The 20,580-nt window shown below is 41.2% G+C and carries 24 protein-coding genes; 6 read left to right on the forward strand and 18 right to left on the reverse strand.

Annotated elements, in window-relative coordinates:
• Positions 1 to 99: 99 nt before the first annotated feature.
• From glnA to pgk, 4 genes are all read right to left on the reverse strand, one after another.
• Positions 100 to 1,446, reverse strand: a complete 1,347-nt coding sequence (glnA, locus tag ACAM22_RS08050; RefSeq protein WP_049540996.1) for a type I glutamate--ammonia ligase — start codon at positions 1,444 to 1,446, stop codon at positions 100 to 102.
• 36 nt (positions 1,447 to 1,482) lie between these two features.
• On the reverse strand, positions 1,483 to 1,839 hold the full coding sequence (glnR, locus tag ACAM22_RS08055; RefSeq protein WP_000659551.1) for a transcriptional repressor GlnR: 357 nt from the start codon (positions 1,837 to 1,839) through the stop codon (positions 1,483 to 1,485).
• Between the two features lie 76 nt (positions 1,840 to 1,915).
• On the reverse strand, positions 1,916 to 2,443 hold the full coding sequence (locus ACAM22_RS08060; RefSeq protein ID WP_049540998.1) for an aromatic acid exporter family protein: 528 nt from the start codon (positions 2,441 to 2,443) through the stop codon (positions 1,916 to 1,918).
• A 135-nt stretch (positions 2,444 to 2,578) separates the two neighbouring features.
• The gene (pgk, locus tag ACAM22_RS08065) at positions 2,579 to 3,778 is read right to left on the reverse strand and encodes a phosphoglycerate kinase (RefSeq protein WP_261029911.1); all 1,200 of its coding nucleotides are present in this window, start codon (positions 3,776 to 3,778) and stop codon (positions 2,579 to 2,581) included.
• 239 nt (positions 3,779 to 4,017) lie between these two features.
• On the opposite strand from pgk, the gene ACAM22_RS08070 reads away from it, so the two are divergent.
• Positions 4,018 to 5,649, forward strand: a complete 1,632-nt coding sequence (locus ACAM22_RS08070; protein WP_369606662.1) for a Na/Pi cotransporter family protein — start codon at positions 4,018 to 4,020, stop codon at positions 5,647 to 5,649.
• A 98-nt stretch (positions 5,650 to 5,747) separates the two neighbouring features.
• On the opposite strand, the gene ACAM22_RS08075 is transcribed toward ACAM22_RS08070, so the two are convergent.
• Together ACAM22_RS08075 and pepA are read right to left on the reverse strand one after the other, a co-directional pair.
• On the reverse strand, positions 5,748 to 6,044 hold the full coding sequence (locus ACAM22_RS08075) for a bacteriocin immunity protein (RefSeq protein ID WP_084954033.1): 297 nt from the start codon (positions 6,042 to 6,044) through the stop codon (positions 5,748 to 5,750).
• Positions 6,045 to 6,063: 19 nt separating this feature from the next.
• Positions 6,064 to 7,128: a glutamyl aminopeptidase gene (gene pepA / locus ACAM22_RS08080; RefSeq protein ID WP_369606663.1), complete on the reverse strand. Its 1,065-nt coding sequence runs from the start codon at positions 7,126 to 7,128 to the stop codon at positions 6,064 to 6,066.
• Positions 7,129 to 7,423: 295 nt separating this feature from the next.
• Here pepA and galE point away from each other — a divergent pair, with 295 nt between their 5' ends.
• The 5 genes from galE to ACAM22_RS08105 all read left to right on the forward strand — a co-directional run bounded on the left by galE (position 7,424) and on the right by ACAM22_RS08105 (position 12,281).
• Positions 7,424 to 8,422 (forward strand): UDP-glucose 4-epimerase GalE, encoded by a 999-nt coding sequence (gene galE / locus ACAM22_RS08085; RefSeq protein ID WP_369606664.1) that lies wholly within the window; start codon positions 7,424 to 7,426, stop codon positions 8,420 to 8,422.
• A 143-nt stretch (positions 8,423 to 8,565) separates the two neighbouring features.
• Positions 8,566 to 9,525: an ABC transporter permease gene (locus ACAM22_RS08090; protein ID WP_369606665.1), complete on the forward strand. Its 960-nt coding sequence runs from the start codon at positions 8,566 to 8,568 to the stop codon at positions 9,523 to 9,525.
• Entirely contained in the window at positions 9,515 to 10,471 is a 957-nt protein-coding gene (locus tag ACAM22_RS08095) for an iron chelate uptake ABC transporter family permease subunit (protein WP_369606666.1), read from the forward strand. Before ACAM22_RS08090 ends, ACAM22_RS08095 begins: the two co-directional genes overlap by 11 nt.
• Positions 10,468 to 11,220: an ABC transporter ATP-binding protein gene (locus ACAM22_RS08100; RefSeq protein ID WP_369606667.1), complete on the forward strand. Its 753-nt coding sequence runs from the start codon at positions 10,468 to 10,470 to the stop codon at positions 11,218 to 11,220. Before ACAM22_RS08095 ends, ACAM22_RS08100 begins: the two co-directional genes overlap by 4 nt.
• A gap of 95 nt (positions 11,221 to 11,315) precedes the next feature.
• Positions 11,316 to 12,281, forward strand: coding sequence for a siderophore ABC transporter substrate-binding protein (locus tag ACAM22_RS08105; protein WP_020903102.1), 966 nt, complete (start codon positions 11,316 to 11,318; stop codon positions 12,279 to 12,281).
• A 110-nt stretch (positions 12,282 to 12,391) separates the two neighbouring features.
• Here the strand turns inward: ACAM22_RS08105 and yidD are convergent, their stop codons facing one another.
• From yidD to ACAM22_RS08165, 12 genes are all read right to left on the reverse strand, one after another.
• Positions 12,392 to 12,634, reverse strand: coding sequence for a membrane protein insertion efficiency factor YidD (gene yidD, locus ACAM22_RS08110; RefSeq protein WP_020903101.1), 243 nt, complete (start codon positions 12,632 to 12,634; stop codon positions 12,392 to 12,394).
• On the reverse strand, positions 12,634 to 13,356 hold the full coding sequence (locus tag ACAM22_RS08115; protein ID WP_001222228.1) for a pseudouridine synthase: 723 nt from the start codon (positions 13,354 to 13,356) through the stop codon (positions 12,634 to 12,636). The genes yidD and ACAM22_RS08115 overlap by 1 nt, the downstream gene beginning before the upstream one ends.
• Positions 13,343 to 13,912 carry an SMC-Scp complex subunit ScpB gene (scpB, locus tag ACAM22_RS08120; RefSeq protein ID WP_024057383.1) on the reverse strand — a complete coding sequence of 190 codons (570 nt, stop codon included), beginning with the start codon at positions 13,910 to 13,912 and terminating at the stop codon, positions 13,343 to 13,345. Before scpB ends, ACAM22_RS08115 begins: the two co-directional genes overlap by 14 nt.
• A gap of 18 nt (positions 13,913 to 13,930) precedes the next feature.
• Positions 13,931 to 14,659: a segregation/condensation protein A gene (locus ACAM22_RS08125; RefSeq protein WP_369606668.1), complete on the reverse strand. Its 729-nt coding sequence runs from the start codon at positions 14,657 to 14,659 to the stop codon at positions 13,931 to 13,933.
• Positions 14,659 to 15,393, reverse strand: a complete 735-nt coding sequence (gene xerD / locus ACAM22_RS08130) for a site-specific tyrosine recombinase XerD (protein ID WP_369606669.1) — start codon at positions 15,391 to 15,393, stop codon at positions 14,659 to 14,661. The genes ACAM22_RS08125 and xerD overlap by 1 nt, the downstream gene beginning before the upstream one ends.
• Positions 15,390 to 15,851: a cyclic-di-AMP-binding protein CbpB gene (gene cbpB / locus ACAM22_RS08135; protein ID WP_000560718.1), complete on the reverse strand. Its 462-nt coding sequence runs from the start codon at positions 15,849 to 15,851 to the stop codon at positions 15,390 to 15,392. The genes xerD and cbpB overlap by 4 nt, the downstream gene beginning before the upstream one ends.
• Positions 15,848 to 16,369: a metallophosphoesterase gene (locus ACAM22_RS08140; protein ID WP_001118952.1), complete on the reverse strand. Its 522-nt coding sequence runs from the start codon at positions 16,367 to 16,369 to the stop codon at positions 15,848 to 15,850. Before ACAM22_RS08140 ends, cbpB begins: the two co-directional genes overlap by 4 nt.
• Positions 16,345 to 17,316, reverse strand: coding sequence for a nucleoside-triphosphate diphosphatase (locus ACAM22_RS08145; protein ID WP_369606670.1), 972 nt, complete (start codon positions 17,314 to 17,316; stop codon positions 16,345 to 16,347). The genes ACAM22_RS08140 and ACAM22_RS08145 overlap by 25 nt, the downstream gene beginning before the upstream one ends.
• Positions 17,313 to 18,107 carry a glutamate racemase gene (racE, locus tag ACAM22_RS08150; RefSeq protein WP_033684754.1) on the reverse strand — a complete coding sequence of 265 codons (795 nt, stop codon included), beginning with the start codon at positions 18,105 to 18,107 and terminating at the stop codon, positions 17,313 to 17,315. The genes ACAM22_RS08145 and racE overlap by 4 nt, the downstream gene beginning before the upstream one ends.
• 202 nt (positions 18,108 to 18,309) lie before the next feature.
• Positions 18,310 to 18,558: a YneF family protein gene (locus ACAM22_RS08155; RefSeq protein ID WP_000364990.1), complete on the reverse strand. Its 249-nt coding sequence runs from the start codon at positions 18,556 to 18,558 to the stop codon at positions 18,310 to 18,312.
• Positions 18,559 to 19,226: 668 nt separating this feature from the next.
• Entirely contained in the window at positions 19,227 to 19,880 is a 654-nt protein-coding gene (locus ACAM22_RS08160; protein WP_247942437.1) for a trimeric intracellular cation channel family protein, read from the reverse strand.
• 18 nt (positions 19,881 to 19,898) lie between these two features.
• Entirely contained in the window at positions 19,899 to 20,570 is a 672-nt protein-coding gene (locus tag ACAM22_RS08165) for a PAS domain-containing protein (RefSeq protein ID WP_261052455.1), read from the reverse strand.
• Between the last annotated feature and the right edge of the window lie 10 nt (positions 20,571 to 20,580).

Raw genomic sequence — 20,580 nt, forward strand, 5'->3', positions numbered from 1 at the left:
TTCGATATATCGCACTTCGTTATATAAAATATATCACACCTCGATATAAAATACAAGAAAAAAAGACCACCCTCAGGCAATCTTTCTTCTATATTAGTATTAGTAAAGGTCTAAATAATTATCAATTTCCCATTGTGAAACGAAGGTTGCATAACTTGCCCATTCGATTCGTTTGGCTTCAAGGAAACTAGTATAGATATGTTCTCCAAGAGCCGCTCTGACAACTTCATCTTCAGTCAGAGCTTTCAAAGCGTTGTGAAGGGTTGATGGAAGGTCTGTAATACCAGCTTCCTTGCGCTCTTCTGCTGTCATGATATAGATATTTTCTTCGATAGGAGCTGGTGCTTCGATTTTATTTTCAATACCATGCAAACCAACTTCCAACAGAACCGCCATAGCGATATACGGGTTTGCCATTGGATCCACTGAACGCAACTCAAGACGAGTTCCCATACCACGTGAAGCAGGTACGCGCACAAGTGGCGAACGGTTACGACCAGCCCAAGCAATGTAAACAGGCGCTTCATAACCTGGAACCAAACGTTTGTATGAGTTAACTGTTGGGTTCATGATAGCAGTATAGTTGTAAGCATGCTTGATCAAACCGCCAAGGAAATGGTAGGCTGTTTCTGACAACTGCATTCCTTTTGGATCATTTGGATCAAAGAAGGCGTTATTTCCTTCTGCATCAAACAAAGACATATTACAGTGCATACCTGATCCGGCAATACCAAATTTTGGTTTGGCCATAAAGGTTGCGTAAAGTCCGTGTTTTCGAGCAATGGTTTTAACAACAAGTTTAAAGATTTGAATCTTATCACAAGCTCGAAGAACTTCATCGTACTTGAAGTCAATTTCATGCTGTCCAACCGCAACCTCATGGTGACTCGCTTCTACTTCAAATCCCATTTTAGTCAAGACATTGACAATCTCACGGCGTGTATTGTCCGCAAGGTCAGTAGGCGCCAAATCAAAGTAGCCACCCTTGTCATTTACTTCAAGTGTTGGGTCACCATTTTCATCTAGTTTAAATAAGAAGAATTCTGGCTCTGGACCAAGGTTGAAGGATTTGAATCCTACTTCTTCCATGTGACGAAGAGCACGTTTCAAATTGCCACGAGGGTCACCTGCAAATGGTTCACCTTCTGTTGTGTAGACATCACAGATCAAACCTGCAACACTTCCATTTTCATCTCCCCACGGGAAGACTGTCCATGTATCCAAGTCTGGGTACAAGTACATATCTGACTCATTGATACGTACAAAACCTTCAATAGAAGATCCATCAAACATAGCCTTATTTGACAAGACCTTATCTAATTGTTCATCTGTAGCAGGAATTTCGACGTTTTTCATGGTTCCCAAAATATCTGAGAACATGAGACGGATAAAGGTAACATTTTTTTCCTTGACTTCACGACGAATATCTGCAGCTTTGATTGGCATGAGTTTTCTCCTTAATCTATGACTACTTGCGGTTGTCTAACCGCGACCAAAAGGTGATCGTACTGAAGCAAAACGCCCCTGTTGGAGAAGTTCATTGTGAAGTGCACGACGCACCTCAGTCTGACTCACCACTTTCTTGGACTTCGCTTCACGTTCAGCATATTTTTTCTTAATAGCAGCGATATTATAACCTTCTGAGATATAATCTTTGATTTCAAGCAGACGATCCATGTCATTCAAGGAATACATGCGACGATTCCCTTCATTTCGATCAGGTTTAATCAACTCTTGATCTTCATAATAACGAATCTGACGAGCCGATAGATCAGTCAACTTCATAACACTGCCAATAGGAAAAACAGCCATGTTTCGGCGAAATTCTTTTTCCTTCATTTACAATTTCCTTCTTTCTGTCTATTATAGTCTAAAAAAAGACAAACGTCAATTGATAATGTTATAAAATGTAACATTATTTTTCTTTTTTCTCTAAAAAGAGTCGAATACGGTCAATATCGTAATTTACGAGAATTGCGACAAAAACTCCCATGAACGTTTCTGATACACGCGCAAATACGTACAAAATTGTTTCTCCACTCGGAATTGATAAGGTAATGATTAACATAGCTGCTACACCACCTATGACACCTGCTTTGTTATTCATGGCTACATTTGTCATAATGGTTAACATGGTGCAGATTGGAACAACTACTAAAGTTACCCAAAAAGCTTCATGGAAAAAGCCATTTAATAGGAAGAAGACCAGGGCATAGAGGCCACCGATACTATTGCCTAGAATACGCGAAGTCCCAAAATGAACACTCTTATCAAAGCTCTCCCTCAAGCTAAAAACGGCTGTCAAAGCACCGATTTGAAGACCTTTCCAGCCAAAAAAGCCAAAAATTAAGAGAACTAGAAAAACAGCAATACCTGTTTTAAAAGTTCGCATACCAAGTTTGAACTGGGATTTATCGAATTTATATTTTTTAAAATAACTCATAATCTCAACTTTCTATTTCCATTTTATCATAATTTGGGTGATTTTATGAGGAATAGTTAAGAGGAAGCGTTTTTATTTTAAGCAAAAGAAAAGAGGAACTTTCATCCCTCTCTTCTTTGATTCATTTATAAAATCTTATTTTTCTGTCAAGGCTGCAAGTCCTGGAAGAACTTTACCTTCAAGAAGTTCCATTGATGCCCCACCACCAGTAGAGATCCATGAGAACTTGTCTGCACGGCCAAGGTTGATCGCTGCGGCAGCTGAGTCACCACCACCAATGATTGATTTAACGCCTGGTTGTTTCACGATAGCGTCCATCACACCAATTGTACCAGCTTGGAAGTCTGGGTTTTCAAATACACCCATAGGTCCGTTCCATACAACAGTTTTGGCACCAGTCAAAGCTTCGTCAAATTTAGCGATAGATTTTGGACCGATGTCAAGACCAAGGAAGCCTTCAGAAACTGCTTCACCTTCAGTGTCACGCACTTCAGTGTAGCCAGCAAATGCATTAGCTTCTTTTGAGTCAACTGGCAAGATCAATTTACCGTTAGCTTTTTCAAGAAGAGCTTTAGCGACATCCAATTTGTCTTCTTCTACAAGTGAGTTACCGATTTCGATACCTTGTGCTTTGTAGAATGTGTAAGTCATACCACCACCGATAAGGACTTTATCAGCTTTTTCAAGCAAGTTTTCGATAACACCGATCTTGTCTGAAACTTTTGAACCACCAAGGATAGCCACAAATGGACGTTCTGGAGTTTCAACTGCTTCTTGGATGTAGGCAATTTCGTTTTCAAGAAGGAAACCAGCAACTGCTTTTTCAACGTTTGCTGAGATACCAACGTTAGATGCGTGTGCACGGTGAGCTGTACCGAATGCATCGTTTACGAAGATACCATCTCCAAGTGATGCCCAATATTTACCAAGTTCAGGATCGTTTTTAGATTCTTTCTTGCCGTCAACATCTTCGTAACGAGTGTTTTCAACCAAGAGAACTTGTCCATCTTCAAGAGCGTTGATCGCTGCTTCCAATTCAGCACCACGAGTGACACCTGGAAGGAAAGCAACGTCTTGACCCAATTTAGCTGCCAAGTCAGCAGCTACAGGAGCAAGTGATTTACCAGCTTTGTCTGCTTCTTCTTTTACACGGCCAAGGTGAGAGAAGAGGATAGCACGTCCACCTTGTTCAAGGATGTACTTGATAGTTGGAAGAGCTGCAGTGATACGGTTGTCGTTGGTAATCACGCCATCTTTTACAGGTACGTTGAAGTCAACACGAACGAGGACTTTTTTACCTTTCAAGTCAACGTCTTTAACAGTAAGTTTTGCCATGTTACAAAAACCCCTTTATTTATTTTATTCGAAACTATTATATCACACTTTGGAAATATAAGGAAAGATTTCACAAGATTTTTCGATATTTAATCTTCATGCCATGTTAGAGTGTATTATTTTTACTTTTTCTCACGAATTTTCTTTCTAAAATCTTAGCTTAACACTTGTTAGATTTACTTTTATCCTTTAAAATAGAATAGGAGAAATTCCGTTATTATTTTTCGGAGGAAAAAGAAATGTCCATTAATTGGCAGGAAATTTTATTTCACTTTTTAGGTGGTCTGGGACTATTCTTATATAGTATCAAGACCATGGGAGACGGTTTGCAACAAGCTGCTGGAGATCGCCTTCGTTTTTACATTGACAAGTACACTAGCAATCCCTTTTTAGGTGTTCTAGTCGGAATTGTCGTGACTGCCCTGATTCAGTCAAGTACAGGAGTTACAGTTATCACGGTTGGACTGGTCAGCGCTAGTCTTCTAACTCTTAGACAGGCTATCGGAATCATCATGGGAGCCAACATCGGAACCACAGTTACTTCCTTTATCATCGGTTTCAAGCTTGGTGAGTATGCTTTACCCTTGATTTTCCTTGGAACCATGTTCCTCTTCTTTACCAAAAACAGAACAGCAAACAATATCGGGCGCATCCTGTTTGGTGTAGGGGGAATCTTCTACGCCCTCAACCTCATCAGTGCCGGTATGAGCCCTCTTAAAGATTTACCACAATTCAAGGAATACATGGTAACCTTGGGACAAAATCCTGTGTTGGGAGTTTTTGCCGGTGCAGTGATTACCGTCCTCATCCAAGCTTCTTCTGCGACAATCGGGATTTTGCAAGGTCTCTATGCAGGTGGATTCCTTGACCTTAAAGGTTCGCTACCAGTTCTCTTCGGGGATAATATCGGGACAACCCTAACAGTTATCATCGCGGCAGCTGGAGCCAATGTCTCTGCGAAACGCGTTGCTGCAACCCACGTTACCTTTAACGTTTTAGGAACTATTCTTTGCTTAATCTTATTAGGTCCATTTACGTCTATGATTGAGTACTTCCAGACACTCCTTCACCTCTCACCTGAGATGACCATTGCCTTCTCTCACGGTGCCTTTAACGTAAGTAACACCATTGTACAATTTCCATTCATCGGAGCCTTGGCCTACTTTGTAACCAAGCTCATCCCCGGTGAAGATGAAGTTGTCAAGTACGAGCCACTTTATCTTGATGAGCATTTGATTAAACAAGCTCCATCAATCGCTCTCGGAAATGCGAAAAAAGAACTCCTTCACTTAGGAAATTATGCTTCTAAAGCCTTTGACCTTTCATACAACTACATCATTGACCTCAATGAAAAGGTTGCTGAAAAAGGCCACAAGACAGAGGAAGCCATCAATACCATTGATGAAAAATTGACTCGTTACCTTATTACTCTTTCAAGTGAAGCCCTTAGCCAGAAAGAAAGTGAAGTGCTGACCAACATCCTGGATTCATCCCGCGATTTGGAACGGATTGGGGACCACGCAGAAGCGCTAATTAACCTGACTGACTATCTTCAACGTAAAAATGTTGAGTTCTCTGAAGCTGCTTTGCAGGAATTAGCCGATATCTATCAAAAAACCACTGACTTTATCAAGGATGCCCTTGATAGCGTGGAAAACAATGATATTGAAAAAGCTCAAAGTCTGATTGAACGCCATAAAGAAATCAACAATATGGAACGTGTTCTTAGAAAGACTCACATCAAACGCCTCAACAAGGGTGAGTGTTCAACACAAGCTGGGGTCAACTTTATCGACATTATTTCCCACTACACTCGTGTGTCAGACCACGCTATGAATCTAGCTGAAAAGGTCATTGCTGAACAAATCTAAGAACCAAGAAGCTATCCTAAATGGGATGGCTTTTTCTTCTCCTTATCAAGAATTGCTTTTCTCTATCATATAGAAAAATGCTTTGATTCACAATGGAATCAAAGCATTTTAAAGAGCTCCCCATACATAATCGCAGAAGCCGCGGTTCCTCTGTACTTAGCTTCTTCTCTTTTGATAAAGCGAGCCAAGTTGAGCAACTCAGGTGCCGGATGTTTGGGATTTAGGAGCAATTCACGATTGACCAGGCCTGAGAGACGAACTGCCAACAATTGCTCATTTGTAGTAGGCAGTTTTTTAGCAGTCTCTAGGAGAGCAGCAACTAAATCTTCACTCAAATCATGTCGAGCATGATTGTAAAGATCTTTTATAAGGCTTTCTAGGTTTGGTTCTACCATCCCTACCACCTCCTTAAGTTTAATAATGTTTAATCAAATCAACTGTTGAACGATCCAATTTTTTCACCAAGGCTTGCAAGAAAGCTTGAGCTTCTAGGAAGTCATCCATAGCGTAGAGGGTTTGATGAGAATGGATATAACGAGCGCAAACACCGATTGTTGTAGATGGGACACCACCATTTTTCAGATGAGCTGCGCCAGCGTCTGTTCCGCCTTTACCACAGTAGTATTGGTACTTGATTCCAGCTTCTTCAGCTGTTGTCAAAAGGAAGTCCTTCATATCTGGGAGAAGCAAATGACCTGGATCATAGAAGCGAATCAAGGTTCCATCCCCAATCTTACCTTGACCTCCATAGACATCGCCAGCAGGTGAGCAGTCAACTGCTAGGAAAACTTCTGGGTCAAATTTAGTTGTAGAAGTATGAGCACCACGGAGACCAACCTCTTCTTGGACGTTAGAGCCAAGATAGAGTTCATTGCCAAGTTTTTGACCTGACAGAGCTTCCGCCAACTCGCTAACCATAAGAACACCGTAGCGGTTGTCCCAAGCTTTTGAGATAATATTTTTCTCATTGGCCGTCAAGATTGCAGAACTATCTGGTACGATGGTGTCGCCAGGACGGATGCCAAAGCTTTCTGCCTCAGCCTTATCCGCAAAACCGCCATCAAAGACGATATCTGCAATAGCAGGCATAGTTGGACCGCCCTTACCGCGAGTCAAATGTGGTGGAACAGAACCTGAAATCACAGGAATTTCACGACCGTCACGAGTCAAGAGTTTAAAACGTTGGCTACTAACCACCATAGGATTCCAACCACCAATTTCTACCACACGTAAGGTACCATCTGGCTTGATTTCGCTGACCATAAAACCAACTTCATCCATATGAGAAGCGACCAAGACGCGCGGTGCATCCGCAGCTTCTGAATGTTTAATTCCGAAAATACCACCCAAGCCATCTGTCACTACTTCATCCACGTGTGGTGTCAACTTTTCACGAAGATAGGCACGGACAGGCGCTTCATGACCTGAGATAGCAGCAAGTTCTGTTACTTCTTTGATTTTTGAAAATAATGTTGTCATTTCAGTTCCTTCTTTCTTTCATCCATTTTACCACTTTTTATAGGAGAAGGATAGCGGGAAGGTGGATTTCTAAATTAGTATCTTAGTCTTACTGTATCTTAGAAAAAGCTTGTATTTTCTTGCATGTGATATAAAATCCAAGAAACATTCCAAGATTAACTCGAAACTTTATTTCCAAACAAAAAACAATTTAATTCCAAAATCGTTCAATTTTTTCATGAAATTTACAGAAAATAGTTGACTTTCCTTTCTTCTTTCTTTAAAATAGTACAAAACTAGAAAAAGGAAAAAAATCATGACCAAAACAATTCTTGTTACAGGTGGGGCTGGGTACATTGGCTCCCATACCGTTAAAGCTCTTTTAAATGCTGGCTACAAGGTGCATGTCTTAGATAATCTTTCTACAGGAAATCGTTCAGCTGTAGATAGTCGTGCTAGCTTTAAACAACTGGATGTTTATGATTCTAGTGCTCTAAAAGCTTACTTAGAAGAAAATCAGATTGATGCTGTTCTGCATTGTGCAGGTGAGATTGTTGTGAGCGAAAGTATTGAAAATCCAAGTAAATACTTCACTGCCAATGTTGCGGGTATGAACCAAGTTCTCAAAGTCTTATCTGAAGTTGGCATTCAAAAAATCATGTTCTCTTCGACTGCTTCCCTCTATGGTAATAACTGTATTGACAAGCCAGCAACTGAAGATACCCTGCTCGACCCTGTCAATCCTTATGCAGAGACAAAACTGATGGGTGAACGAATGATTTACTGGATGGCCAATCGCTACGACTGGAAATATGTCATTTTCCGTTACTTTAATGTTGCTGGAGCTGAAATGGATGCTTCAAACGGTCTGCGAGTGAAAAATCCAACTCATATCATTCCCAACATCAACAAGACCGCATTGGGACAAAATGATAGCCTGAAAATATTTGGAGATGACTATGATACACGTGATGGTTCATGTATTCGAGATTACATTCATGTCTTGGACCTTGCACAGGCTCATGTTAAAGGAATGAACTACCTATTTCAAGAAGACAGTTCTTCTCAAATCTTTAACTTAGGAACTGAAAAAGGCTATACCGTCAAAGAAATCTTTAAAACTGCTGAAGAATTACTGAATCAAAAAATACCACACGAAATTGTTGCTCGTCGTGCTGGTGACCCAGCTAGCGTCCTAGCAGACGCATCAAAAGCTAAAAAATATCTTGATTGGCAGGCTAGCTACTCCCTCGAAGATATTATTTTATCAGATTATCGTTGGCGTGTTAAAGAAGGCAAAAACATTTTGGAATAGGATAACAAAGGAGAAAGCCTTGGCGCTCTCTCCTTGTTTTATTCATTAAATTGTCAGAAAATTTATTGACAGATTAAATAAATCATGTTACAGTAATATCCGCAGGTATCTTTCGGTACCAAATCTACATGAAAGGATGGGGTATGAAACTTTCTCATTATTTAATTGGCTTACTTCTACTCCTAGTCTTTCTCTCTATTAGCATTGGAACCAGTGATTTTTCATGGGGAAAGCTCTTTGCACTGGATCATGAAACTTGGCTTCTCCTTCAAGAATCCCGTCTCCCAAGAACCATCAGTATTCTCCTGACGGCCTCTAGTATGAGTATGGCAGGACTTCTCATGCAGACTATCACTCAAAATCAGTTTGCTGCTCCAAGCACAGTTGGAACGACTGAAGCTGCCAAACTGGGAATGGTATTGAGCCTCTTTGTCTTTCCGTCGGCTAGTCTGACCCAAAAGATGCTCTTCGCTTTTGTTTCATCCATCGTATTCACCCTCTTCTTCCTAGCCTTTATGACCATTTTTACTATAAAGGAAAGGTGGATGTTACCTCTGATTGGGATCATCTATAGCGGGATTATCGGTTCTGTGACAGAAGTTATCGCCTACCGTTTCAATCTGGTTCAGAGTATGACAGCTTGGACCCAGGGCTCCTTCTCCATGATTCAGACCCATCAGTATGAGTGGCTTTTCTTAGGCCTCATCATCCTGATAGCCGTTTGGAAATTATCCCAAACCTTTACCATCATGAATCTGGGCAAGGAAACCAGTGAGAGTTTGGGGATTTCTTACTCCCTACTTGAAAAACTGGCCCTCTTTCTGGTGGCACTAACGACTAGTGTCACCATGATTACCGTGGGTGGCTTGCCATTTCTCGGAGTTATTGTCCCCAATCTTGTTCGCAAGCGCTATGGAGATAATCTAAGCCAGACCAAACTCATGGTCGCACTAGTCGGTGCCAATCTGGTCCTAGCCTGCGACATCCTATCCCGAGTTCTGATTCGGCCCTATGAGCTGTCTGTCAGTCTTCTACTAGGAATCATTGGTAGCCTCGTCTTTATCCTACTTCTCTGGAGAGGGGGACGAAAAGATGCAGTTTAAAAGCAAACATACCAAACTCTTCGGTCTTCTCATTATTCTGGCCATCGGAGCTTGTCTCCTCTATTTTTGGCCCATTACTCACCTATCTGTCTTTGCTTGGAAGTTGCGTTCCCAAAAGATCATTGTTTATCTCTTGGTAGCTATCGCGACTGGGATTTCGACCATTAGTTTTCAAACCCTGACGGAAAATCGTTTCCTGACGCCAAGTATTTTAGGAATCGAATCCTTCTACGTCCTACTGCAAACTCTACTACTGGTTTTTGAAAGCAAGTTTCTTCAACTTGGCAAGTCCCCTATTTTAGAATTCCTAGTTTTGTTTCTGCTTCAATCCCTCTTCTTTCTTGCCTTACAAGGCTACTTGAAGACACTGATGAAGCAAGATTTGGTCTTCATCCTGCTAATCTGTCTAGCACTCGGAAGTCTCTTTCGAAATATCAGTACCTTCCTTCAGGTCTTGATGGATCCAAATGAATACGATAAACTGCAGAACAGTCTCTTTGCCTCCTTTCAGCATCTCAACACTTCCATCCTAGCCATTGGTTCTCTGATTATCCTTGCTTTGACCATCTTTTTCTTTCGGAAAGCAGTCATTCTGGATGTCTTGCACCTGCAAAGAGAAACGGCTCAAATATTGGGGCTCAATGTGGAAAAAGAACAGAGAGAACTCCTCTGGGGCATCGTGCTTTTGACTTCAACAGCCACCGCCTTGGTAGGTCCTATGGCTTTCTTCGGCTTTATGCTGTCCAACCTCACCTACCTGATTGTCAAAGACTATCGGCACAAGTTACTCTTTATCGTAGCCATTCTGGTTGGATTTATTAGCTTGACCTTGGGGCAGGCCCTGATTGAACGAGTCTTTGCACTGGAAATTCGCATCAGCATGATCATCGAGAGCGTAGGTGGTCTCTTATTCTTTATCTTACTATACAGGAGGGCGCGTCAGTGAAACTGGAAAACATTGACAAATCCATTCAAAAACAGGATATTTTGCAAGGTATTACGCTTGAAGTCAGTCCTCAGAAACTGACAGCCTTTATTGGTCCAAATGGTGCTGGAAAATCAACTCTCCTCTCCATTATGAGCAGACTGACCAAGAAGGATCAGGGAATACTCAGTATCAAAGGTCGTGAAATCGAGAGTTGGAATTCCCAAGAACTAGCCAAAGAGCTAACCATTCTAAAGCAGAAAATCAATTACCAAGCCAAATTGACTGTTGAAGAATTAGTCAGTTTTGGACGTTTTCCCTACAGCCGTGGTCGACTGAGAGCAGAAGACTGGGAAAAAATCCGAGAAACTCTGGACTATCTGGAACTGACCAACTTAAAAGACCGCTACATCGATAGCCTGTCTGGAGGCCAGCTGCAACGTGTCTCTATCGCTATGATCCTAGCCCAGGATACGGATTTTATCTTACTAGACGAACCGCTCAACAATCTCGATATCAAGCAAAGCGTCAGCATGATGCAGATTCTCAAGCGACTGGTGGAGGAACTCGGAAAGACCATTATCATCGTCCTCCACGATATCAACATGGCCAGCCAGTATGCAGATGAAATTGTCGCCTTCAAGGACGGTCATGTCTTTAGCAAGGGAAGAACAAATCAAATCATGCAGGCTGACCTGCTCAGTCAACTTTACGAGATTCCCATCACACTGGCGGATATCAATGGCAAAAAGATCTGTATCTATAGCTAGTAACATAGAAGCTCAAGTTAGAGAACCTTCAGTCTCTTAGTCAATAAAACCTAGAGACTCCCTAAATCGTTATCACATTTTAAAAAGGAGAAATCATGAAAACATCCCTTAAACTTTACCTCACTGCCCTAATAGCCAGTTTCTTGCTCCTACTTGGTGCATGTAGTACAAACTCAAGCACTAGTAAGACGGAGTCAAGTAGCTCTGCTCCAACAGAGGTAACCATTAAAAATTCACTAGGTGTAGTCACACTTTCAAAAGTCCCTGAAAAGATTGTGACCTTTGACCTCGGTGCTGCGGATACTATTCGCGCTTTAGGTTTTGAAAAGAATATCGTCGGAATGCCTACAAAAACTGTTCCGACTTATCTAAAAGACCTAGCTGGAAAAGTTAAAAATGTTGGTTCTATGGTTGAGCCAGACCTAGAAGCCCTTGCTGCTCTTGAACCAGACCTAATTATCGCTTCACCACGTACCCAAAAATTCGTAGATAAGTTCAACGAAATCGCTCCGACTGTTCTCTTCCAAGCAGGCAAAGATGACTACTGGACTTCTACCAAGACTAATATCGAATCCCTAGCAAGCGCCTTCGGTGAAACTGGTACACAGAAAGCCAAGGAAGAATTGGCCAAGCTAGACAAGAACATCCAAGAAGTCGCTACTAAAAATGAAAGCTCTGACAAAAAAGCCCTTGCCATCCTCCTCAACGAAGGAAAAATGGCTGCCTTTGGTGCCCAATCTCGTTTCTCTTTCTTGTACCAAACCTTGAAATTCAAGCCAACTGATACTCAATTTGAAGATTCTCGCCACGGACAAGAAGTCAGCTTTGAAAGTGTCAAAGAAATCAATCCTGACATCCTCTTTGTCATCAACCGTACCCTTGCCATCGGTGGGGACAACTCTAGCAACGACGGTGTCCTAGAAAATGCCCTTATCGCTGAAACTCCTGCTGCTAAAAATGGCAAGATTATCCAACTAACACCAGACCTCTGGTATCTAAGCGGAGGCGGACTTGAATCAACCAAACTTATGATTGAAGACGCACAAAAAGCCTTGAAATAAGCTACTTTAAACTCAATCACATCTTTACATGATAAAACGCATCCTATCAAGCTCACTCAAACCTGATAGGATGCGTTTTTATCATTTCACTAAAATATTTTTACCCAGCCTCATTTTTCTTCTTGATTCCGTTTGAGGGAAAAGTGGTCTGGGACGGGGTCATTACCTGTTTTCGACCAGGGATGGCAACGTAAAATCCGAGCCAAACCCATCAAGACACCCTTAAAGCCATGTTTTTCAATAGCCTCAATCATATAGTTGGAACAAGTCGGCTCAAAGCGACAAGAGGGTGGAAAGGCTGGCGAGATAAAACGTTGGTAAAAGCGTACTGGCGCTATTAAGATTCGTCTCATTATTTCTTGGTTACAGCCATGGTGTGTAGTTGGCTGATTTCTTTTTTATTCAGACGACGGGATTCACCTGGACGAAGGCCTGTCAAGTCTAGGTGCCCAAAACGTGTACGCGACAACTTGTCCACTTGAAGACCAACAGCTTCAAACATTTTTTTAACCTGATGGTTACGCCCTTCATGGATAGTCAACTGCACCACAGAGCGATTTTTAACTGGGTCCACTTTGAGAATTTCATAAACAGCTGGCTTGGTTTTCTTGCCATCAATCTCAAGTCCACGGGTCAAGGGGCGGAGATTGTCCTTATTGGCCACACCTTTAACACGCGCGACATAGACCTTATCAATTTCATTACGGGGGTGAATCATCTCATCCGTAAAGTCTCCATCATTGGTCAAAATCAAGACTCCTGATGTATCCCAGTCCAAACGACCTACAGGGTAGATGCGCTCTTTCACGTTGGGCAAGAGGTCGACAACCGTCTTGCGGCCCTTGTCATCTGTCACACTGGAAATGACACCGCGTGGTTTGTTAAGTAGATAATAGACCTTTTCTTCGTTGTAGATAGGCTGACCTTCAACTTCGACCTTGTCACCAGACTTGATGGTCGTTGCTAGTTCACGTACCACCTGGCCGTTGACCGTCACCAAACCTTGCTTGATCAGCTCTTCTGCTTTTCTCCTACTGGCCACACCTGCGTGGGCAATATACTTATTGATTCTCATCTTCTTCTATCCTTTCACCAAATAATTGGCTTTCTTGGGCTTGAATCTCAAGCTCATCAATCACTGGTAATTCTTCTAAATGGTTTATCCCCATGTAATCTAGGAAATAATCTGTAGTCACATAGAGGTTGGGGCGCCCCAACACTTCTTTTTTCCCGTCTTCCTTTATCAGGTCAAAAGCCTGCAACTTTGCCAAGGCCCCACTCGAGTTGACCCCACGGATGGCATCAATTTCTATTCGTGTGATAGGCTGTTTGTAGGCAATGATGGACAAGGTCTCAAGAGCTGCCCGAGACAAGCTCTGGTTGATAGGTGCCTTAGAGTATTCCTTCAAAATCTCTACAAATTGAGGCTTGGTCACCAATCTATAAGCTCCCCCTGTCTCAATCAGAGCCAAACTGGAATCTGGGTCCTTTTCATACTTCTGGGCTAATTTTTCTAAACTCTGTTGGATGCCTGTCGGTGGCAGAGAGAGGAGTTCAGCTAACTGGCGGACTCTAATCCCATCTTCACCCGCTACAAACAAGAGCGCTTCTATTTTTGCTAAAGTACTCATCTTTCCTCTCTATCAAGTCTAGCTTTGGGCCACTTGACTTTCTTCCTTCTTTTCCATGAGATAGATATCTCCGAAACTCTCCTCTTGCACAAGAATCAGCTCCTGGGTTTTGATTAACTCTAGGGTTGCCAAAAAGAGGGTGATAACCTCTTGGACATTCTGGGCTTCCTTGAACAAATCCTGCAAGCGCAATTGATCTCGTCCAGCCAAGGACTCTTTCACGATAACCATCATGTCCTCAATCTTATACTCATCCCGCAGGATAGTCGTATGATTCTGTTCAAACTCCTCTTTTTTCTTGGCTAGGATATTTGAAAAAGCCAAAAAGAGGTCAATGGTCGTCTTGTCATGCACAAGCTCCGCATCTTCGTAAATCAATTCTGTCGGCGCTTTGGAATAGTGCTGGGCCCGTTCTTGGTGCTTGGCTTCCAAGTGTTCACCCAAGAGCTTGAATTTGCGGTATTCTTCGATTTGGGAGAGAAGATCCTGCTCTAGGTCATCCTCCAAGTTTGTCACTTCTGCTACCTTTGGAAGAAGCTTGCGGCTCTTGATCAGCATGAGCTGACTGGCCATAACCATGTACTCACCCGTCACTTCCAAACGCATAGCCTGCAGAGTTGAGACATAGGCTAGATACTGTTCGATGACCTCCGTAATAGGCACATCGTAGATATCCATCTGGTACTTCGAAACCAGGTGCAAGAGCAAGTCCAGGGGCCCTTCAAAATCTTTTAATTTAATATCCATTATCTATATTTTTCTAAGGTCAGGACTGTTTTTAATCCTAATTTTTTTGCAATTTCGTACAAATCAACCTTGTTTTCAATTTGTCGTAGAATGAACTGTTCCCGCAAGGCTTGAGCGGATAAGGTTGAGAAACCTTTCTCCTTGACAAAAGCTTCTAGCTGACGAAAGGCCCACTGACGAGAATAGGCTTTCCCTCCCCTTTCAAAGAGATAGGTCTGGCCCATCAAGGGTTCCAATTCTGAAAGCAAGGTCGTGGGAATGGTGACAATCCTCTGTTGGGAAGCCTTCTTGATTCGCAACACCTGAAAATCCAGATTGATATCCTCAACCTTGAGAGCTAAAATCTCACTCGGCAAGAGCCCCATTTCTAGAATTAAGAGCGCTAGCAAGCGACCCTCTGGATAGTCACTTTCTTGCCAAAAAGAGGCTAAGTCTAGAATTTCTGGTTTTTCGGTCTTCTTTTCAGCTTGTTTGGCTAATTCCAAGCGATAAAAGTTGTCCACCTCTCCTTTTTGATAGAGAAAGTAGAGAAATTGGTTACAGGCCGAAATCTTTCGCTTCTGGGCGCTGATTTTTAGATTGGCTAGCTGAGCTTGGTAAATCTTGAGACTGGTCTCAGAAATCCGCTCGCCTACCAAATCTACAAACTGTTCCAAATCATACTTATAAGACTGCTTGGAATTGGCAGACAAGACCTGCTTTTCCTCTAAGAAATCTGAAATCCTATCTCTCATCGGCATCGAATCTCATATTCCTTACTAAAGTCATGCAAGAGGGCATTGACTGCCTTGAGGATAGACTTGCGCGTGATAATTCCTTGGAAAATACCAGACGCATCCACAACCGGTAAGAAGGACTCATCTACCAGCTTGTGCAAGACCTCCGTAATGGTAAAATCAGGCGAGACGACCGCTACGTCCGTTCTCGTCATATGAACGATATCCGTATCTGCCATGATTTCTTGACTCAAATCATGCTCCATCTGATAAGCCATAATATCTCTGAGCCCAATCGTCCCAACAAACTGTTTTTCATCTGTCACAACAGGAACACGGGTATAGGTCATCTGACTGAGCAAGAGGGTAGCGTGATCTGCATTGTGGGTATCAATCAACACAGCTAGATTTTCAGCAGGGGTCAAAAAAGTTTCCTCTTGCCCCAATAAGAAAGTCTCAAACTCCTTGGCAATCATCGGCTAAACTCCTTGGACAAGCCTGGATACACCTCATGGTCTCGTGTCAAAAAGTCCACTTTGAAATAACTGTCATCAATCTCCACACGAGCATAGAGACATTCTCTGATAGTACCACGCGGTTGACTGATGGAACCTGGATTTAGAAAGAGGGTTTTGCCTTCCATCCAAGCACTTGGCACATGCAAGTGACCATAGAGGCAGATATCAGCCTCTTCCTCCTGAGCCCAGTAGTCCAACTTTTGAAAGTTGAAATTAATGTCAAACAAGTGTCCATGAGTTTGGATAATCTTGGTCGAACCAAGCTCAGTCACCAAACGTTCTGGATAGCCAGCGTAGAAGTCCATGTTCCCTTTAACTACACGGATGCCCTCCCAAAGTGGAGAATCTGGACGCAGTTCAGAATCGCCATTATGAAAAACGGCGTCAACTTTGCCCACATAGCGATCACGGATTTCTTCCACAATCAAGCTATCGCCATGGGAATCGCTCATTACAATGATGGTTTGCTTTGCCATGATGGAAATACCTCCAAAAGTTTCTTAACGGCTAAGGCACGGTGAGATTGACTATTTTTTTCTTCAAGGGTTAATTCAGCTGAGGACTTTCCTGTCTCTCTTACAAGGAAGAGGGGATCGTAACCAAATCCATTTTCACCCTTAGGTTCAAAGTTAATGTAGCCTGGCCAGTCTGCTTCAACAACCAAGCTTTCCTTGTTTGGACTGGCTACGACTAGGGTTGTATGGAATTGAGCCGAGCGGTCCTTGAGTTCAAAGACCATGGCCAACTCGTGCAAGAGTTTGGCATTGTTTTCCCTGTCAGTAGCTCCGATACCTGCAAAACGTGCTGACCAGACCCCTGGAAGACCTCCGAGGATATCGACTTTTAGACCCGAGTCATCTGCCAGAACCATCTTGCCAGTTAACCGGGAAATGGTTTCTGCCTTGAGACGGGCATTTTCTTCAAAGGTCATGCCTGTTTCAGCTACTTCAGGTAGGTCTGGATAATCATTAAGATTTTCTACATCGTAGCCTAGCTTGTCAAAGATAGCTCGGAATTCCTTGGTCTTGCCCTCGTTACGAGTCGCAATCAATAAGGTTTCTCTAACTTTGCTTGTCTCAAAGAAATCATGAACATTGACCCCTTCTTTAGGCAATTCCACATGCAGGAGTTGTCCATTTTCAACCAAGAGTAAAGCCCCCTGACGTTGTATGACTTCCACATTTCGTCCCATTTCTTGGTTGAGGATATCTACCACAAAAGACAATAAACGGTAGCGAGAACCATAGCGTAAAACAGTAACAGAAACAGGAAAACCTCGATCCTCATCTCGAAATCTTTGGGCAAACTCCAATAGAGGAAAATCCAAGTCATCATCCGTCAACGTCCGGACGCCACCAAAAATACCATAGGACCCGACGTACCAGTCCTGGTCATCCTTGTATTCATAAATTTTATTTGTCATAATTCTACATGCTCCACATGAATCTCTTTTTCCAGCCATTCTTCACCAATTTGTGCAAAACTTTGGCTGCTGGCTGTTGTGTAAAAACGGTGATGGAGTGGTCCAGCATCGCGACCACGATTGATTTCAAAATAATTAAGTAAGACTGAGATATCCCGTACGCACTCTGCCCCACTATCGATAAGTTGAACCTTGGGCCCCATGACATTTTGAATAATAGGTCTGAGCAGTGGATAATGGGTACAACCCAAAATCAGGCTATCCACCTTTCCAACCAAGGGACGCAGGGTTTCATAGACCACTTTCTTGGTGACACTGGTTGACAGAGCACCAGACTCCACCAAGGGAGCAAACTTGGGACAGGCCAAACTTTCCACTTGTAAGTCCGGATCCAGATCGTTGATTTTCTGGCGGTAGATATCTGATTGTACCGTCATGGGTGTTCCAATGACTCCGATTTTCCCACCTTGGCTGGACTTGATGGCTGCCGAAGCTCCTGGCAAAATCACACCCAAGACAGGAATATCTAGTTGAGCCTTGATTTCTTCCCAGACGACCGCAGTCGCAGTATTACAAGCAATGACAATCATTTTGACATCCTTGGTCAAGAGAAAGTTGACCAACTGCCAAGTATATTCACGAATTTGCTCAGCAGGACGGGGACCATAGGGAGCCCGCGCCGAATCTCCAATATAGACGATTTCTTCATGAGGAAGCTGGCGCATGAGCTCACGCACAACGGTCAAGCCCCCGACACCCGAATCCAAAAAACCAATTGGTCGATTATCCATACAGTCTTCTTTCTAGTCTTTTTTCTGATTGATAGTTCATTATGATTACCGTTCCTTATGAACTGAATAATAACAGCCTAATCAACAACCATCTCTCTTAATCATAATCAAATATCAATAGAATGCAAGGAAAAAGTCTCATCCCTAAACCATAGTCAACATAGTGAGAAGTCTGGAACTTTCATCCCAGACTTTTCCTTATTTATTTTTTCTTTTTATTGTTAGCAAGGGCTGCCTTTTGTTGGCGGATGATTTGGTGGTAAACTTGTTGTACCTTAGCTTCGCTTGGTTTTTGACCATTTGCACTCAAAAGAGTACGAACTGCTTCAGCATTCAAACGTGGGTTGTCAGCGAATTCTTTTTCAATTTGCTTACGAACCAAGTACATTCCTCCAAGAGCTCCTCCTAGAAAAGCTAGCACAATCAATACAATTGCTAATAGTAAATCCATCATTTTTCTCCTGTTTCTTTTTGAGTCTCTTTCATTATACCACAAACTAGCCACCCTGACTAGTTTGTTTTACGCTTTCAGGGAGGGAATAGACAGCAAAAAGAACCCTGCTTTTCTGCGAAAGAGGGCTCCTTACTGAGTTTAATTTACATAGATAGCCAGTGTTTGATAGGGTTTGAGTAGAATTTTTTCAGACACTTCTCTTGTCTTGTTATTTAAAATCAAATAAATACGTTCTATAAAATTAATATAGGAACGATAAAACAAAAGAGAAGAAAATTATTTCCTTGGCTGGCATCTAACTCATTAAACTTTCGTTTAGAATAAGAAAACTTATTATCCATTGCAATTACATAAATGATAAATAACACTGATAATTATAGGTGTTTAAAATTCATTAATCAAATTAAGTCAACTAGAATAGACTTGTTTGGTATCTTGTTGAATCTTTTCAACTACAATCTATAGGTGTTATTATGGATCATTTCAACTAATTTAAATATGCACAAACTAAAAACTAATGACTAGTTGGAATATTAAAAATTCAATTTCTAACCAGCTAATCTTGCTTCAAACAGTTATCGAACAAGTCTAATAAGACAACAATTAATACTAAAGAAGGTCAAACATAATAAACACTCCACAAAAGAGCACTTGGGTACTTAACTTTATCCTCTATTCTCCATATTTGGTAAAGATAATCTAAATCGAATAATAATCATCCTAATAATAAAACCTAAAATGAAGATTATTATAAACGTCGAAATTCTAGAAAAACCTATAAAATGGGTCAAACCATAGTACGAAAGTCCTACAGCAAAAGATAATAATGCATAGATATCCTCTTTCAAGACACTAGGAACCTCATTGATTAATAAATCCCTTATTATACCCCCACCAGCTCCAGTCAAACATGCCAATAATCCAGCTGACATTAAATTGAGCTTAGTTTCAATTAAAACTGTCGGTCCAATTAAAGAAAATATAATTAAGCCAATCGAGTCAAAGATTAAGTAGGCTTCGCGTAACCATCTATATGTTTCTGAATTATAGCCATAATTTGAACGATTTAAAACAACAAAAATATACATTATAATTGCAACAAATATCGCAAGATAAATCGAACTGGGATCAAAAAGTGCCGAAGGAAATCTACTTATTATAGAATCACGTAAAATACCGCCCCCGACAGCTGTGACAATAGCCAACAAACTAATCCCAAAAATATCCAGATGTTTATCAAAACCTTTTATAGCACCCGATGCTGCAAATGCAATCGTTCCAATATAATTACATACTAAAAGGAATAGGTCAAAGTCCATTTTTACTCCTCAATTATTTTATTCACCCTTTCTGACTTCTTGAAGGTATTTATATATACTAACTTCTGACATTTGAAATATAGAAGCAACTTTTGAAATAGAATCTTTAAATTCAAAAAAACCTTTTGTATCTAGTACTTGAACTATTGAAATTTTTTCAGATTTACTTAATTTATATTGCGATAAGTCTTTCCCATTTGTTTCTTTAAAAATCAAATCATCTATTAAAGAATCAACTGAGTGATTAAAGTTTTCTACTATAGTTTCATCTGCAGATGTTTTATCATTATCACCGAGTAGATTTTCATCAATGATAGATATTCCTGATTCAAACAATTTTTTTAGAGATATCATTTTGGATTTATCACTATTTATACAAATCATCCCCATTAATTCATTGAGTTCATCTTTAATAAAATAGCTTGAAGAATATAGATTTTTACCTGAATGAGTTCTACTCCGATAATTTACTAAATAATCGTTCTCAATATAAATTTTATTTCTGACAATATCTAAAACAAAATCTGTTGCAGGTGACCCTATTTCCCTATTTGATAAATTATTTTTAATATAGACTAAGGAATGATCAAAACCATTCGTAAAATCTTGTAGAACAACTTCTGTATCATTTCCTAGAACAGTTGCCAAAAAATTGATTAAAGGGATATATATTTTTAGGTCCTTATTCATTTTATTTCCT

This window comes from Streptococcus sp. SN-1 (assembly GCF_041154385.1).
Taxonomy (GTDB): Bacteria; Bacillota; Bacilli; order Lactobacillales; family Streptococcaceae; genus Streptococcus; species Streptococcus mitis_CT.